Annotated in this window: 14 protein-coding genes; 10 read left to right on the plus strand and 4 right to left on the minus strand. The window is 40.8% G+C overall.

Features of this window, described 5'->3' with window-relative positions:
• The first annotated feature begins 161 nt into the window (after positions 1 to 161).
• Entirely contained in the window at positions 162 to 2528 is a 2367-nt protein-coding gene (locus QR40_RS06345) for a ribonucleoside triphosphate reductase (RefSeq protein WP_027295094.1), read from the plus strand.
• A gap of 266 nt (positions 2529 to 2794) precedes the next feature.
• Here QR40_RS06345 and QR40_RS06350 read toward each other — a convergent pair whose 3' ends face one another.
• Positions 2795 to 2995: a cold-shock protein gene (locus tag QR40_RS06350; protein ID WP_027295093.1), complete on the minus strand. Its 201-nt coding sequence runs from the start codon at positions 2993 to 2995 to the stop codon at positions 2795 to 2797.
• 324 nt (positions 2996 to 3319) lie between these two features.
• On the opposite strand from QR40_RS06350, the gene QR40_RS06355 reads away from it, so the two are divergent.
• The 8 genes from QR40_RS06355 (at position 3320) to QR40_RS06390 (ending at position 12988) form a co-directional block, all read left to right on the plus strand.
• Positions 3320 to 6586, plus strand: coding sequence for a PAS domain-containing hybrid sensor histidine kinase/response regulator (locus tag QR40_RS06355; RefSeq protein ID WP_044293930.1), 3267 nt, complete (start codon positions 3320 to 3322; stop codon positions 6584 to 6586).
• Positions 6587 to 6771: 185 nt separating this feature from the next.
• Positions 6772 to 7101: a PadR family transcriptional regulator gene (locus tag QR40_RS06360; RefSeq protein ID WP_044293931.1), complete on the plus strand. Its 330-nt coding sequence runs from the start codon at positions 6772 to 6774 to the stop codon at positions 7099 to 7101.
• On the plus strand, positions 7101 to 8066 hold the full coding sequence (locus QR40_RS06365; RefSeq protein ID WP_044293932.1) for a permease prefix domain 1-containing protein: 966 nt from the start codon (positions 7101 to 7103) through the stop codon (positions 8064 to 8066). Before QR40_RS06360 ends, QR40_RS06365 begins: the two co-directional genes overlap by 1 nt.
• A gap of 213 nt (positions 8067 to 8279) precedes the next feature.
• A complete protein-coding gene (locus tag QR40_RS06370) occupies positions 8280 to 8819 on the plus strand; it encodes a shikimate kinase (protein ID WP_081820308.1) in 540 nt (179 codons plus the stop codon).
• A 256-nt stretch (positions 8820 to 9075) separates the two neighbouring features.
• Positions 9076 to 10368, plus strand: a complete 1293-nt coding sequence (locus QR40_RS06375; RefSeq protein ID WP_027295091.1) for a UDP-N-acetylglucosamine 1-carboxyvinyltransferase — start codon at positions 9076 to 9078, stop codon at positions 10366 to 10368.
• A 131-nt stretch (positions 10369 to 10499) separates the two neighbouring features.
• Positions 10500 to 11465, plus strand: a complete 966-nt coding sequence (locus QR40_RS06380; protein WP_027295090.1) for a Gfo/Idh/MocA family protein — start codon at positions 10500 to 10502, stop codon at positions 11463 to 11465.
• Between the two features lie 124 nt (positions 11466 to 11589).
• Positions 11590 to 12549, plus strand: a complete 960-nt coding sequence (locus tag QR40_RS29565) for a hypothetical protein (RefSeq protein WP_052430724.1) — start codon at positions 11590 to 11592, stop codon at positions 12547 to 12549.
• Between the two features lie 91 nt (positions 12550 to 12640).
• A complete protein-coding gene (locus QR40_RS06390) occupies positions 12641 to 12988 on the plus strand; it encodes a DUF1622 domain-containing protein (protein ID WP_044289523.1) in 348 nt (115 codons plus the stop codon).
• A gap of 27 nt (positions 12989 to 13015) precedes the next feature.
• Here the strand turns inward: QR40_RS06390 and QR40_RS06395 are convergent, their stop codons facing one another.
• Positions 13016 to 13843 (minus strand): MerR family transcriptional regulator, encoded by an 828-nt coding sequence (locus QR40_RS06395; protein WP_027295089.1) that lies wholly within the window; start codon positions 13841 to 13843, stop codon positions 13016 to 13018.
• Positions 13844 to 14000: 157 nt separating this feature from the next.
• Here QR40_RS06395 and QR40_RS06400 point away from each other — a divergent pair, with 157 nt between their 5' ends.
• A complete protein-coding gene (locus QR40_RS06400) occupies positions 14001 to 15332 on the plus strand; it encodes an MATE family efflux transporter (RefSeq protein ID WP_044293933.1) in 1332 nt (443 codons plus the stop codon).
• A 53-nt stretch (positions 15333 to 15385) separates the two neighbouring features.
• Here QR40_RS06400 and pduB read toward each other — a convergent pair whose 3' ends face one another.
• Both pduB and QR40_RS06410 read right to left on the minus strand, forming a co-directional pair.
• On the minus strand, positions 15386 to 16099 hold the full coding sequence (gene pduB, locus QR40_RS06405) for a microcompartment protein PduB (protein WP_044293935.1): 714 nt from the start codon (positions 16097 to 16099) through the stop codon (positions 15386 to 15388).
• Between the two features lie 86 nt (positions 16100 to 16185).
• On the minus strand, positions 16186 to 16782 hold the full coding sequence (locus QR40_RS06410) for a GNAT family N-acetyltransferase (RefSeq protein ID WP_044293936.1): 597 nt from the start codon (positions 16780 to 16782) through the stop codon (positions 16186 to 16188).
• Positions 16783 to 17009: the final 227 nt, after the last annotated feature.

The raw sequence follows: 17009 nt of genomic DNA on the forward strand, positions 1-17009 counted from the left end.
TATAGTACTTTTTTGGCTTGACGGTCAATAATTTATTTGCTACAATAATTGCAGTCGCTCTCAAAAGAGAGAACGAATGGAGCTTTTTTTGACTGGAAATATGTCATTTACAGTTAGAACAATAGATGAGCTGATGTATGAGAATTGGAAGGAGCATGGGTATGTTTAGAGTAGTAAAGCGTGACGGGGAAGTAGCAGATTTTAATTTAGGGAAGATAAGTGATGCCATAGCAAAGGCATTTGAAGCCACACAAAAGGAATATAATGAGGATATGACCAATCTTCTGGGTCTTCGTGTGACAGCTGATTTTCAGGGGAAGATTAAAGACGGGGTCATCGATGTAGAAAGCATTCAGGACAGCGTGGAAAACGTTCTTGTTCAGGCAGGATACGGAGATGTTGCAAAGGCATATATCTTATACCGGAAACAGCGGGAAAAAATCCGTAATATGAAATCGACTATCCTGGATTACAAAGAAATCGTTAACAGCTATGTTAAAGTAGAGGATTGGCGTGTAAAAGAAAATTCTACAGTTACATATTCCGTTGGAGGCCTGATCCTGAGCAACTCGGGTGCGGTTACGGCAAATTACTGGCTGTCTGAGATATATGATGAGGAAATTGCAGACGCTCATAGAAATGCGGATGTCCATATTCATGATTTGTCAATGCTTACCGGATATTGTGCAGGCTGGTCCCTAAAGCAGCTGATTCAGGAAGGCCTTGGAGGAATCAAGGGAAAGATTACTTCTGCTCCGGCAAAGCATTTATCCGTACTCTGCAACCAGATGGTGAATTTCCTTGGAATTATGCAAAACGAGTGGGCAGGCGCACAGGCTTTTTCTTCATTCGACACATATCTTGCACCTTTTGCAAAAGCAGATAAATTGAATTACCGGGAAGTTAAAAAATGTATTGAGTCCTTTATATATGGGGTAAATACCCCCAGCAGATGGGGAACCCAGGCACCATTTTCCAATATTACACTGGACTGGACCGTTCCCAATGATCTGGCGGAACTTCCGGCTATCGTAGGCGGAAAAGAAATGGACTTCTGTTATAAAGACTGTAAAAAAGAAATGGATATGATCAATAAGGCATTCATTGAGACGATGATTGAAGGAGATGCCAACGGACGCGGTTTCCAGTATCCCATTCCTACCTATTCGATCACCGGAGATTTTGACTGGTCCGATACAGAAAACAACAAGTTGTTATTCGAGATGACATCTAAATACGGTACGCCTTATTTTTCAAATTACATTAACAGTGATATGGAGCCAAGTGATGTAAGAAGTATGTGCTGCCGTCTGCGTCTGGATCTTCGCGAACTACGTAAAAAGACCGGCGGATTCTTCGGTTCGGGAGAAAGTACAGGCAGTGTAGGTGTGGTTACAATTAACATGCCGCGTATCGCTTATCTGGCAAGTAACAAAGAAGACTTTTATAAGCGTCTGGACCGCATGATGGATATTTCAGCTCGTTCCTTAAAGATCAAGAGAGACGTTATTACAAAGCTTCTGGACGAAGGGCTGTATCCATATACAAAACGTTATTTAGGGGATTTCAGCAATCATTTTTCCACTATTGGATTAATCGGCATGAACGAAGTCGGTTTAAATGCAAGATGGCTTGGTAAGGATCTTTCGGAAGAGAAGACACAGCAGTTTACAAAAGATGTGTTAAACTATATGAGAAACCGATTGATTATTTATCAGGAGGAATACGGCGATTTATACAACCTGGAGGCAACTCCGGCAGAATCAACCACTTATCGCCTTGCAAAACACGACAGAAAGCGCTGGCCGGACATCAAGACGGCAGGAAAAGACGGGGATACGCCATACTATACTAACAGTTCCCACCTGCCGGTGGAATATACCGCTGATATTTTTGAAGCATTAGATATCCAGGATGAACTTCAGACCTTATATACTTCCGGAACTGTATTCCATGCATTTTTGGGTGAGAAGCTTCCGGACTGGAAAGCAGCAGCGGCTCTGGTACGTAAAATTGCAGAAAATTATAAGCTGCCTTATTATACACTTTCACCTACCTATTCGGTATGTAAGAATCATGGGTATATTGCAGGAGAACATTTTGTTTGTCCGGAATGCGGTGAGACAGCAGAAGTATACAGCCGTATCACCGGGTATTACCGTCCGGTTCAGAACTGGAACGATGGCAAGACGCAGGAATACAAAAACCGCCAGTTATACGATGTGGACAATTCCTGTCTGCATAAGGTTCACAGCAGCATTGTAACCATATCAAAAGATGATGTGAAAGTAGAGCCGGGCAAGGGAATCAAGTACCTGTTTACCACAAAGACCTGTCCAAACTGTAAGATTGCCAAGGAAATGCTGGGAAATGAGCATTACGTTGTAATTGATGCAGAAGAAAATCAGGAACTGGTACAAAAATTCGGTGTGATGCAGGCACCTACACTGGTTGTGGTAGAAGGTGATAAGGCGAAAAAATATGTAAATGCTTCGAATATCAAAAAATATGTAGATACAAACCAGTAGAAGTTACGGAAATGTGTTTTGAAAGGTATTATGAAATGTGTCGTTGAAATATATGAAAGATTTGTGTTCACGAGTCAGGAATATATTCTAAAAGCGCAGATGCGGCTGACAGTCTGTTAGAGGGCAGATGCTGCATCTGCGCTTTTATAAAACAGGCTGTCAGCTGTATCTGCGCTTTCATGTAAAAAAATCGGCAAAAGAATAAGGCTGCTATACTAAATACATAGTATAACAACCTTATTCTGGTTTCGCTAGATTAACTGAAATTACATTTTTTCAACGTTAGCTGCCTGCATTCCGCGAGCGCCTTCTGTTAAATCATAAGAAACTGCCTGACCTTCTTCAAGAGATTTGAAGCCGTCTCCCTGGATAGCTGAGAAATGTACAAATACATCTGCTCCGTCTTCTCCTGTGATAAATCCGTAACCTTTTTCTGCGTTAAACCATTTCACTGTACCTTTGTTCATTTTGTGGTACCTCCATTAAAATATTGTGCTCTTGAAAATAAAAAAATTCACCAGCTATTACAGATTATATAGGTGTTAAATATAATCTCTAATAACTAGTGAATTACTTTACATCCAATAAATCTTTGATACAAGTCAAATTATAGTCGTTTAAGGGGAAAATGTCAAGCAAAAAATAAGGAATTTAAGGGCATTCTGAAAGGAAAATATTTAAGGGGAAATCCTCTGATTTTTCTCGGTGCGAACCTCTATCTATTCGTAAATAATTATGTTAAAATAATAAAATAAACTAGTGATTTTCTGGGGAAGAGGAGCTTTTCTGTTATGACAGATCATGAAAAAAGAGAAATTATAACCTTTGCAGACAATATTCTGGAAAGATACTTTTGCGAAGGCGATATAGACTATTTTATTTCAACGCTGAGTCAGGATATTATCTGGCTGGGAGCGGGGGAAAAACAGCGGGCGGAAGGCAAGGAGGAAGTCAGCCGCCACTTTCTGGAGGGAAAAGACGATCTGATTCTTTGTGATATGTGGGATAAGCGTTACGTGGTATCTGAATTGGGACCAGATTATTATCTCTGTGAAGGAGAAAGTATGCTGGAAGCAAAACCGGATACGGGCATGAACATGCATACCCGTCAAAGAATCACTTTTATATTCAGAAGAACGGATAAAGGACTTGAGACCATGCATATCCATAATTCAGTTCCTCTGTCAGCCATGGGTGAAGATGAATTATTTCCGGTGGAAGCTGCAAAAGAAGCATTTGAGAAGATGCAGGAGAAAGTGATTGAGCAGAACCGGCAGATTGAACTGATGATGTCACAGCTTCCCGGCGGAATGGCAGTCTGCGGCATGGACGAGTCGTTTACCGTCAAGTGGGTCAGCCCCGGGCTTTGCCGGATATTGGGATGCGGGAGCAGGAACACCTATGACGGAGAACTGCGGATTTCTTTTCGGGACTTTATATTTCCGGAAGACAGGGAAAGTGTGAGGCAACAGGTTGAGAAAGCTTTTGAAGCGGGTGATATTTATTCTTTGGAATACCGTATTTTGCGTCCGGATGGAAAAGTTTTGTGGGTAATGGATATTGGCAAAAAAGTTACAGATGGAATAGAACCTTCTGTTTCCTGCTTTATCACTGATATATCGGAGCGTAAAAATCAGGAATTCAGACTGATAAAGGCAAATCAGGAAGTGAAAAGGCAGGCTGATTTCCTGACACAGCTCTATAATACAATTCCCAGCGGAATTATTCAACTGAGTACGGACCCAAGCCATAAAATTTATTATGCAAACAGACGTGCATGGGAAATCTATGGATATAATGGAGAGGAATTTCTTCAAAATGGGAAAGACACTTTTGATTTAGTGCTAAAGGAAGAAAACCAGCATTTCAGATCGGTATTTGACAATTTAAAATGTACCGGTGATAAAGTCGCCTATGAAAGAGAAGGGGTAGGTAAAGATGGAACCAGGTACTGGGTCAGCGTATTCATGGAGCGGCTAATAAATGCTAACGGCATAGAGGTTATTCAGGCGGTTCTGAATGATATCACAGAGAACAAGCTGCTTTCAAAGGAACGGGAACAGGAACAGCTGCTGGAAAACCAGATTTTACGAGCTGCCATTTATACAGCATATCCATTGATAATGAAGATAAACTTGTCAAAGAATACATATGAATGCCTGACTTCGGGACATTTTATTATGCAGCATGATGACCATGGGAATTATCATGAGATGATAGAAAAGGTATATCCCCTGATCTATCCGGCATACAGGGAAGAATATAAGCGAACATTTGACAAAGATGGGATTTTAAAGAGATTTGAAAGCGGCAGCAATGATATATACACGGAATTCCGGCAGATGGGAGAGGATGGGAGATATCACTGGGTAGCTAATCATGTTATATTTGTCGCTAATCCATATGATGAAGATGTTTTTGCAATCATGCTTTTCCGGGTTCTGGATGAACAGAGAGCAGAGAAAGCACGTCAGGAGCAGCTCTTACGTGATACGCTGGCCGCTGCGGAATCAGCCAATAATGCCAAGTCTGATTTCCTGTCCAGGATGAGCCACGATATCCGTACACCAATGAATGCAATCATAGGAATGAGTACAATCGGGCAGTTGAAGATAAACGATAAAAACAGGATGCTGGATTGCTTCCGGAAAATAGATGCATCATCCAGATATCTCCTTGCCCTGATCAATGATATTTTAGACATGTCTAAGATTGAACGGGGGAAAATGGTTCTTACCAATTCAAGATTCGAATTTACGGAGTTTATAAAGAACCTTACCGAAGTTATTTATCCGCAATCGGTAATGCGGGGGATTGATTTTGAAGTGCACCATGAGGAACCGCTGGAACGCTTCTATATAGGAGATTCCCTTCGCATGAATCAGATTTTAATGAATCTGCTTTCAAATGCTATGAAGTTTACTCACTCAGGCGGGAATATCATTCTGGGGATCCGGGAAGTCAGAAGGTCAAATAGTATTGCAAATCTGGAATTTACAATCTCTGATACCGGAGTGGGAATGACTGAAGATTTTATGAAAAAATTATATCAGCCATTTGAACAGGAAAGTTCAGACATAGCCAGAAACCAGACCGGAAGCGGACTGGGGCTGTCTATTGTGCACAATCTGGTGCAGCTGATGAGAGGTACCATCCAGGTCAAAAGTGATGTAGGAAAAGGAACATCATTTCGGGTGGAAATTCCACTTGGATTGGCAGAAGATGATGCAAAAGAAGAAAATGACCGTAAATCAAAGGAACTGTTAAGGGGACTCAGCGTTCTTATTGTAGATGATGACAGTATTGTAGGGGAGCAGGCATCCATGATTCTTTCCAATATCGGTGCAAAATCCATATGGGTTGATTCTGGACAGAGGGCAATTGAGGAAGTAGAGGCAGCACTGACAAATGAATGTTTATTTGATCTGGCTTTGATTGACTGGAAGATGCCGGACATGGACGGCGTAGAGACAACCAGGAGAATTCGGGAATTAACCGGTCCCAATACTATGATTATTATTATTTCAGCATATGATTGGAGCATGATCGAGGCAGAAGCAAAAGCTGCCGGGGCCGATTATTTTATTGCTAAACCATTATTTAAGGCAACCCTTTATGACACTCTGATACAGCTTCAGATTACGCATAATGAACCGGAAGTAAAAAAAGGGTATCATCTGAACGGACAGCGTGTGCTACTCGTAGAAGACAATGTATTAAATATGGAAATAGCGAAATCGCTCCTTGAAATGCATCAGATGGAGGTAGACACAGCGGAGGATGGGGCCGAGGCACTGGAAAAATTCCAGAGTATGCCGGAAAACTATTATCTGGCAATCCTTATGGATATCCGAATGCCGGTTATGAATGGACTGGATGCTGCAAGATCCATAAGAGGCCTGCTGAGAAAAGATGCAGGAGCCATTCCAATTATAGCAATGTCGGCAAATGCATTTGATGAGGATAAAAACCAGGCTTTTGAAGCGGGAATGAACGGGTATCTGGTTAAACCGGTAGATGTGGATAAATTGTTCCAGACCCTGGAAAAATATATATAATGGTCTGATAACAAATACATAGCAGTTTAATTAAAAGCGGGAGCATTGGGATATTGTTGATTCAATATCCCAATGTTTTTTTAAAAATATCATAAAAAGTACTTTACGTGATGGAGTAATTGTGATATGATTACTTCATCAGATAAAGTAATTACTCTACGTGATGAAGAACAGGGGGTGGAGATTTGATCAGCAGCGATGTTTTAAGGGGGTACAATGACTCAATTCTTCTTAGTATCCTGTCAAAAGGGGATTCCTACGGATATGAAATTTCCAAAGAAATCAAGCGGGTATCGGATGAAAAATACGTTATGAAAGAAACAACTCTTTATTCCGCTTTTAACCGTTTAGAGAAAAATGGATTTATTGAGTCCTATTTTGGTGATGAGACTTATGGAAAAAGAAGGACCTATTTTCGGATTACAGATGCCGGAAAGGAATACCTTAAAGAAAAATGCGAAGAATGGCAACTGACAAAGGAAGTAATTAATAAATTTTTAAAGGAGATGAGCTAATGGACACGATCAGGACATATGTGGATACCATGTTCCGGGGACTTATGATGTCAAGGGAGATGGAACGTCTGAAGGAAGAAATATTGGGTAATATGGAAGAGAAGTACCAGGAATTGAAAAACGACGGAAAGACAGAAAACGAAGCAGTAGGTATTGTAATTTCTGAATTTGGAAATATTGATGAGCTAATTAAAGAATTTGAAATTAATTCAGAAAATTTGGATGGGTGCAGTGAGTCTGATCAGATGAACGGTGAGGAAGTATGTGAATATCTGAAAAAAAGCATGAAAAGCACCCGCCTGGTTGCAATTGGAGTGGATATCATACTGGTGGGAGTGGCTTATTTGATATTGATGTACGGACTTTTGGACGATCGTGGACTGAATGAAAATCTGCTGGTCAGCATTACGTTATTTCCCTTGCTTATCATAATTATTATTGCGGTAGGAATGTTTATTTACTCAGGCTATTCTATGGAGAAGTATAAGAATATTGAAAAAGGAGAATTTCAGATTACTTATGAAACAAAAACATTTTTAGAAAATTTAATGGAGAAAGAAAGATCCGGGTTTATTATATCTGTTATTGTAGGCGTAAGTCTCTGTATTGCATCACCGATTCCCGTAATATTGGGTAAATTTCTGAATGATAAAGCTACATTTGCAGGAGTCAGCATTTTATTGATAATGATTGCGGCAGCAGTTTATATATTTATTGTATTCGGAACCAGATCAGAGTGCTGCAAGCGTCTGTTAAAGATTGAAGAATTTGCACAAGAGGAACAGGAAAAAAATAAAGTGATTGGTTCTGTGGCAGCAGTCGTATTTCCTATAGCGGCATTGATTTTCTTTATCTGGGGAATCGGTTTCGGCGGGTGGAAAATCTGCTGGATTGTCTTTCCGGCAGCAGGTATTCTATTTGGTATTTTTGCATCAGCTTACTCAAATCTTAAGAGAAATTTATAAGATAACCAGAAGCAGTCTTATATCGGTTCTAAAGCCTGATATAAGGCTGCTTTTGATTGTAAGCTTGCAACAAATGTGTATTTATGTTAAGATGGTACAACAATACCCCCTGTAAGCGGTGGGGTACCTGACCCCTGCGTCAGTTGCCAGATGGATTCGCAAGCGAACCCATCTGGCTCGTTGTTCGCAGGAATAAATGAACGAGGTATACAAATGAGTAACGTGGTTTTGATCGGGATGCCGGGCGTAGGTAAGAGTACCGTCGGGGTAATTCTGGCTAAAGTGCTGGGATATCATTTCGTGGATGCTGATATATTGATACAGGAGCAGGAAGGCAGGCTGCTTCGGGAGATTATTGAAGAAGACGGCGTAGATGGCTTTATTGAAATAGAAAACAGGGTGAACAGCCGGATTCAGGAAGAAAATGCCGTAATCGCTACCGGCGGCAGCGTAGTATACGGAAAAGATGCTATGGAGAACTTAAGCCGAATTGGAACAGTGGTTTATTTACAATTAGATTACATAGATTTATTTACCCGCCTGGGCGATTTAAAAGGGCGTGGTGTTGTTCTGAGAGAGGGACAGACCCTTCGGAATCTGTTTGACGAACGAACACCGCTCTATGACAAATATGCGGATATTGTTGTCAATGAGGCAGGATTAACGGTGGAAGAGACATTGGATGCAGTTGTGGAAGGTTTGAAGAAACTGGGGATTGCCCCTGGAGACAGATCGAAGTGCAGAAAAAAATAGACAAATAGAAATACATAATTTTGTAACATTTTGCCATATTTTAGGGGTAATAGTGCACAGGAAATGCTATTTGATTGTATTTTTTTTGAAAGATATATGGAAAAAATTACTTAAATTTTAATTTTTGTTTACAAAAGTAAAGAATGTGATATAATATAGTTTAGATATTTTAAAGGGGTAACAGTAAGACAAAATTCGAGGGGTCGTTTTTGTCTATAAGAATTGAAGAGAGTATAAATAAGTATAGAGGTGTCCTATGGAACAATATATTATTAAAGGCGGTAACCCACTGGTAGGTGATGTTGAGATCGGTGGGGCTAAGAATGCAGCGCTTGGAATCCTTGCAGCCGCAATTATGACAGATGAGACCATACTAGTAGAAAATTTACCAGATGTACAGGACGTGAATGTGCTGTTAGAAGCTATCAGTGTAATTGGCGCAAAGGTTGAACGGGTAAGCAGGAGCGCAGTTTTAATTAATGGCTCCATGATTGGCAGTGTCAGCGTGGATTATGAGTTCATAAAAAAGATAAGAGCCTCTTACTATTTATTAGGAGCGTTATTAGGAAAATACAAGAAGGCAGAAGTACCTCTGCCGGGCGGATGCAATATCGGCAGCAGGCCGATTGATTTGCATTTAAAAGGTTTTAAGGCATTAGGAGCAAAAGTGAGCATTCAGCATGGAGCGATTGTTGCCCAGGCGGAGAGACTCGTTGGAAAACATATATTTTTAGATACCGTTTCCGTTGGTGCTACCATTAACATTATGATGGCAGCAACCATGGCGGAAGGATATACCATTATTGAGAACTCAGCAAGAGAGCCTCATGTCGTTGATGTGGCGAACTTCCTGAACAGTATGGGAGCAAATATCAAAGGCGCAGGTACTGATGTAATCCGTATCCGCGGTGTAGAGAAGCTTCATAAAACAGAATATTCCATTATTCCGGATCAGATAGAAGCAGGAACCTTCATGTTTGCAGCAGCAGCAACGAAGGGTGATGTTATGGTGAGAAATGTAATTCCAAAGCATTTGGAAGCCACAACAGCAAAATTGATTGAAATTGGCTGTGAAGTAGAAGAATTTGATGATGCGGTACGTGTTGTCGCATCAAAGCAGTTACGCAATACAAATGTAAAGACATTACCATATCCCGGATATCCTACGGATATGCAGCCGCAGATCGGTGTTACGCTGGCACTGGCAACAGGAACCAGTATTGTAACAGAGAGCATATTTGAAAATCGTTTTAAATATGTGGATGAGCTGGCAAGAATGGGAGCTACAGTCAAGGTAGAAGGCAATACGGCAGTTATCTACGGTGTGGACAAACTGACAGGTGCACAGGTGAGCGCACCTGATTTAAGAGCTGGTGCAGCGCTTGTCATTGCGGGGCTTGCAGCGGAAGGAATCACAATTGTAGATGATATCGTTTATATCCAGCGTGGCTATGAGTGTTTTGAAGATAAACTCCGTGGCCTTGGAGCTGAAATAGAAAAAGTTTCGAGTGAAAAAGAAATACAGAAATTTAAATTAAGAGTGGGATGAAGATACACTCTGACAATCGGGGACGGAGGATTTTAGCAATCCTTTGTCCTTCTTTATTTATTTTTAAATTGTAAACCAGCCAAAGGATTGATTTCTTTGGCTTTTTATGAAAGAGATGGAGGATGATATTTATGGGACAGGAAAAGATATTTCGCTTTGCTATCATGGGGGCAGGAGGTATTGCTGAAAAATTTTGTGATGCGGTTAACCGGCTGGAGAACATGGAAGTAATTGCAGTCGCCAGTAAGAGTCTGGACCGGGCATCCCGGTTTGCTAAAAAGAACAATGTAGCCCAGGCATATGACAGCTATGAAGAGATGTTAAAGGATGCAGATCCGGATGGAGTCTATATTGCAACGACGCCCAATTACCACTTTGAACTTACGATGCTCTGCCTGGATTATAAGAAACCGGTACTCTGTGAAAAAGCAATGATGGTAAATGGAGAGGAAGCAAGACTAGTATTCCAAAGATCCAAAGAGCTGGGAGTCTTTGTTATGGAGGGGATGTGGTCCAGATTCCTTCCTCATAACAAAATTGCTAAACAATGGCTGGATGAAGGTAAAATCGGTAATGTAGAGCTGGCCGAAATTAATATTGGCTTCCAGGCGGGAAATGATCCAAAGAACCGCTTTAATAATCCTGATCTGGCGGGCGGTGCGGCAACGGATATCACGGTTTATTGTTTTGAACTGATGACATATTTTTTAGATCGTCCGGTAAAAGATATACATACCTATATGATTCAATCTGAAACCGGGGTTGATAAAACCGAACAGATATCCATTTTATATGATAATTGTATTGCTAATATGCACGCAAGCATTGCTGCGAAGCTAAATGATGAAGCTGTATTTTACGGGACCGAAGGGAAGATTGTAGTACCGCTGGTTCACTATGGACAAGAGTGTTCCCTGTACCGTGACCGGGAAGAACCGGTACATTTTACAGATCAGACAGAGAATGGATTTATTTATGAAATCCAGGAAATGGTGGACTGCGTGAAACGTGGTGAGGTGGAGAGCAAGGTGACACCTCATGAAATGACAATCCGCTGCGCTACAATGTTTGATCAGCTAATGGGAAGAAAGGGTTAAGCACCAATTCATGCCAATCAAGGTTTATCCTAATAAAAAATTGAATTCTTCTTTATAAATATCATGATATATAGTATGATATTAACTGATACTGTTCATAATCAGAGTAAAGGAGAAAACGAACATGAAAAATAAAAACATGAAGTATATCATTGCCGGAGTTGTAGTGCTCGTTGTAATAGCAGTTGCTGCAGCTGTGTTGGTGACAGGAAATAAGAAAAAAAATTCTGAAGATAAAATGGGAAAAACGGAGCAGTCATCGGAAACATTGACAGAACAAAAAACAGAAAACTCATCGGAATTACAGACGGAGAAAAAAACTGAAAATTCATCTGAAAATCCAGAGGAAAATGTAATTACTGCCATGTATCTCACCTATGGAGAAGAAAACTTTATTTTTATCGATACAAAAAACGGAACACTTTTCACGGCACCGGTGCCGGAGGGCGGTCTGGTTGATAAAGATGGGAAACAGATCAAGCAGGAAGATCTGACCAGAGGAAATATTTTAAAGATTTATGGAAATGGAATAATGCTGCAGTCTTATCCGGGACAGTACCCGGGAGTTACAAAAATGGTGCTGGATCAGACCGGAAAGCCGGAGGATGCGGACCAGTATAATGAGATCATCGACCAGATTTACCAGGAGCCGGATCCTGCTGAGCCTCCATATCTTTCTGCTGAGTACACCCAGCCGGAAGCAGTCGTATCGGCAGCGATTACCCGGGGCGGATACGAGTGGAGCTACGAAAATGAGGATGGAACCACAGGTACTGCAAAAACTGATATGGCGCCGGTCCTTGGATGGAAGGAAATCAATGATCTTACTTTAAATGAACCTACGGATCTGAAACTGGACTTTACGAAAAAACCAGACACCATAGAAATTATCCGGTGGACGGAGGATGTACAGAAGCAGTATAGCGAAGGCAGCGATGTACCCGAGGGAGAAAAGGTAGAGCCGGAAGAGAAGGATGGAGTATTCATTATTCCGGCAGCAGAAGCAGGGTATACCTATCAGATAACCGCAAAATGGGACAACGGAACTGTAGATTTTGGATTCGTGACAAAGAGTAAGAAATAATAATTTTAAAATGATTTATAGCGTGTTTGAAAACAAAGTTCGGACACGCTCTTGGGGGACAGAACAGATAAAGCTGAAAGGATAAGAAACAATGGTATTTTTGGAAAGCACATTGGTGTCCATCGTAAACCTGGCGGTGCTGCTCTTTGAGTACATTGGCGTGGGTGTCATCGCGTATACCGGAATTCAGGGAATTATTAATTATATCCGCAGAAAACCGGAGACGCGGCTCATGCTGGCAAAGGGACTGGCAATGGGGTTGGAATTTAAGCTTGGCAGTGAAATTCTAAGAACGGTAGTTGTTCGCCAAATCTCTGAAATTGTCCTGGTAGCAGGAATTATTGCTTTGCGGGCTATCCTGACATTTTTAATTCACTGGGAAATAAAAAATGAAGAAAAAGAATATGACCTTCATCTTAGTAAGAAAGAAGAGAATTGAATGGTTAAGAGATCTGAAGAGACTGAATCAGTCTCTTTTTTCTTTGACTAAAACAGAAATCTGAATCACATAATTGTCATATCCATTTACTGTTAGTTCATCCAGCAGATAATCTTCGAAGAAGAGTTCATCTAATTCCAGTGCATGTTCTCCCGCAAAAGTAAGCATCCGGCGATAAGTTTCTCCGATCTGTTTCCAACCGCCCTGATGGTAACCATATAAATAAGCCCCTCCCGGCTTTAAGGTATAAGAAACTCCCTTAGGCGGGGAATCCAGGAGCAGATAAATATGCCGGTAATCGTTGTATATACCTTGGTGAATTTTCGTTGCATATTGCAGAAATCCGATCCCATAAGGGCTCTTAATTCCAAGGTTTTCCCCCAGACTAATCAGTTCCCCTATTTTTTTTGCCAGTTCTTTGTCATTATAAGTTGAAGTATGGGTAGGAATATAGTACTGGGGCGCTGTTTCTAATACCTCAATTCTGGAAAAATCTTTTTGCAGAGCTTTTTGAATAAATTCAGATTTAAACCGCAGCCATTTTTTGGTTTTCTTCAGTTTTGCCATTTTCCGGTCGATTATTTTTTCCTCTTCTTCTAAAAGTGATATTAAGGCTTGAGGGCTTTTATGATCCAGGTAGTATTTTATATCAGACAGGGGCATATCCAGCTCTTTTAAATTCCAGATCACATCAAACACATCCAGCTGGGAAATGGAGTAATACCGATAATCGTTGTCCAGTTTTATTTCAGGGGAAAACAGACCGATTTTGTCATAGTGAAACAGGGTGTGCTTGGTGACTCCGGTGAGTTTTGCAAATTCTCCTGTTGTAAAATAAAGATCTTTATTAATCATAAATCTCCCTTCCTTTCATATTTTTTTTAATTTAAATGATATATAAATTGTAAGCTCATATTTTTTTAGAAAATAATTTTTCCTTGACTATAGGGTAACCCGATACCTTATGATAGTAAAGAAATCGCTAAAATGCAATAAAAAGAGGTGTTATATCATGAAAAATTCAATTACGAAAGATTTTAATTTTGTTTCTCTGCTGAGATTTGCTCTGCCTACTATGGTAATGATGGTGTTTATGTCCCTGTATACCATTGTGGATGGTGTTTTTATATCCAGGCTTCTTGGAAGTGATGCTCTGTCTGCTACAAATATTGTTTATCCTGCGGTGAATATACTGATAGCGGTTGGCGTTATGCTGGCTACCGGCGGCAGTGCAATTATAGCAAGAAAAATGGGAGAAAAGAAACCAGAGGAAGCCAGACAGAATTTTACTTTAATTGTAATTTCCGGATTGTTGTTTGGTATCTTGTCCTTAACGGCAGGCAATATTTTTATAGAGCCTATGGTAAAAGCGCTGGGGGCTACGGATAAAATACTTGGGAATAGTATCTCTTATTTACAGATTCTCCTTTTATTTGCGCCTGCATGTGTACTTCAGCTGTTATTCCAGTCATTCTTCGTGACAGCAGGGAAGCCTGTAATCGGACTGGGACTGACTTTGCTGGGAGGACTTACAAATGCTGTGCTGGATTACGTTTTTATGGGTCCGTTGCAGATGGGGATCGGGGGAGCAGCTCTGGCTACCGGAATTGGCCAGGCAGTACCGGGTGTAGCCGGCCTTATCTATTTTTGGAAAATAAAGAGAGATTTATTCTTTGTTAAACCCAAAATGGATTTTGGCGTGCTGAAAGAAAGCTGTCTGAACGGTTCGTCAGAGATGGTTACCAATCTGTCTGCTGCAATTGTAACCTTTTTGTTTAATATTATTATGCTTCGGTTTCTGGGGGAAAATGGCGTTGCGGCGATTACGATCGTACTTTATGGCCAGTTCCTGTTCAATGCTTTATATCTGGGATTTGCAATAGGTGTAGCGCCTGTGTTCAGTTTTAACTACGGAAGTGGAAATGTGATTTTACTACAGCGGATTTATAAAATCTGTACCCGGTTTATTGCCGTTTCCGCAGTTGTAATTACGATCATTGCGTTGGCGGGGGCACCCATAATTGTAGAAATATTTACACCGCGTACTTCAGCAACCTATGAAATTGCCAGCAGAGGATTCTTTCTGTTCTCATTCAACTATTTGTTTGCAGGGATGAATATATTCGCTTCCGGCATGTTTACTGCATTTTCAAACGGTAAAATATCGGCGGCGATATCATTTATGCGTACCTTTGGCTTTATAGTGAGCTGCATTTTGATTCTGCCTTATATCATAGGCGTTGATGGGGTCTGGATGGCAGTTCCCCTTGCAGAGTGTCTCACTGTATTTATCTCCTGTTTCTTCTTCCGCAGAAAGAGGGAAGTTTACGGTTATGCAGTATAAGAAAAAAGTTATCAAGATGATTACGTTCTTGATAACTTTTTTATTTACCATATTTACAGATAAGGTATGCCGGGAATCTCCGGGTAGCTGCCCATGGAAATCAATAATTCCAGTCCTACCTGCCGAGCGGTCAGAACAGCTTCCTTTACGGCGCTGGCATTACCGGATACAGCAAGAATGACTTCATTAGAGTGGCTGGTACCTTTATTCGGGGTCATATACTCGATTATATTTACGCCGGCGGCTTTCATTGCATTATCAGCCATTACAAGACCGATAGCAGCCGGCGAACCGCATAAGAAGCCAAACGCCTGGCCTGCGGGAGCGTGAAAAGCTTTGTTCAGTACCTGCCCAGCACTTGCAGAAAAAGCAAATTCCAGGTGTCCGGCTTCGCTGATATAAAGTTCCCCTGCATACTTATTTGTCAGTTCAAGAGCAATGGAAACAGCCTGCCTGACATCAGAAACACTGTTTCCGCCAAGTACAATGTAATTACCATGTCCGCCCCAGCCCTTGGTATCTCTGGGAAGTTCGATGGATAATACTTCTGTATTGGTGGCTTTCACTGCTTCATCTACAGCAGTGAGCTGTCCTGCCGCACCGGTTCGGGAACTGAAAACACCTATGGTATGATAAGCTTTTCCAACATTCATTTGTTCCAAAAGAGCATCATCGATTCCCGCAATCACCAAACCGATTGTGTCCAGTACCGCGGTTCCGATAAATTCCGTTCTTGTGCAGTTCATGCTGATTGATTTTACATCCATAGTTTTGTTTTCTCCTCTTTAACGATACTTTCATGCATTCAGTATAAAGAAAAAACAACAAAAAGTCAACGAAAACAAATATTGCTTTACAGATCTTTTTCAATAAAGTGCACAGGATATTTATCCCAGTATTTTTTATAAACCCGTTCATCTTGTCCATCAAAATTGAGCTGGTACATTCTGAATGTGGTTAATATATCCTTCGGCTGCCAGTGTTCTTCGTAAGAATATTGATAGTTCATGCCCAGGCGTCTCATGACTTTGCCGCTGCGGGAGTTTTTGATATCATGGGTAGCTGTTACATACCGGAATCCGTCTCTTTTTAATTGCTCTAATACGGCTTTTGCAGCCTCTGATACGATTCCCTTGTGCCAGAATTCTTTTCTTAGTCCATAGCCGAAATCATAGCTGTCATCCATGCACACATGTACATAACCAATGGGCACATTATCTGTTTTCAGGCAGACAGCATATCGGTATCCTTTCGCCTGCTGATATGATCTGGCATAGTTTTCTTTGAAAAAAGTTCTGGTTTCTTCCAGTGATTTCAGAGGAAACCAGGGTAAATAAGTATTCACTTCTTCATCTTTGTAGATGGAAAATAAGGCATCCATGTCATTTTCAGTGAATTTCCTTAATATCAGTCTGTCTGTTTCCAGTGCAGGTGTATTTTGAATCTGCATTTTACTCCCCTTTCCACAACCCGGCAAACGATTTTTATTCGTTGTTCCGATTGTTGTGCTATCTTATTGTACCGTTCCGCTTATCGCTTGTTTCTTTACCATATTCTATCATTTGGTACTCCTAAAGTCACGACATATCTGCTTCTATTGCTTTTTCTATATAATTTTTTATCAAATTTTTATCATTAGAGTAATTTCCATAAAAAAGTACTTGACGAACAGGCGAA

Source organism: Robinsoniella peoriensis (assembly GCF_000797495.1).
Classification (GTDB): Bacteria; Bacillota; Clostridia; order Lachnospirales; family Lachnospiraceae; genus Robinsoniella; species Robinsoniella peoriensis.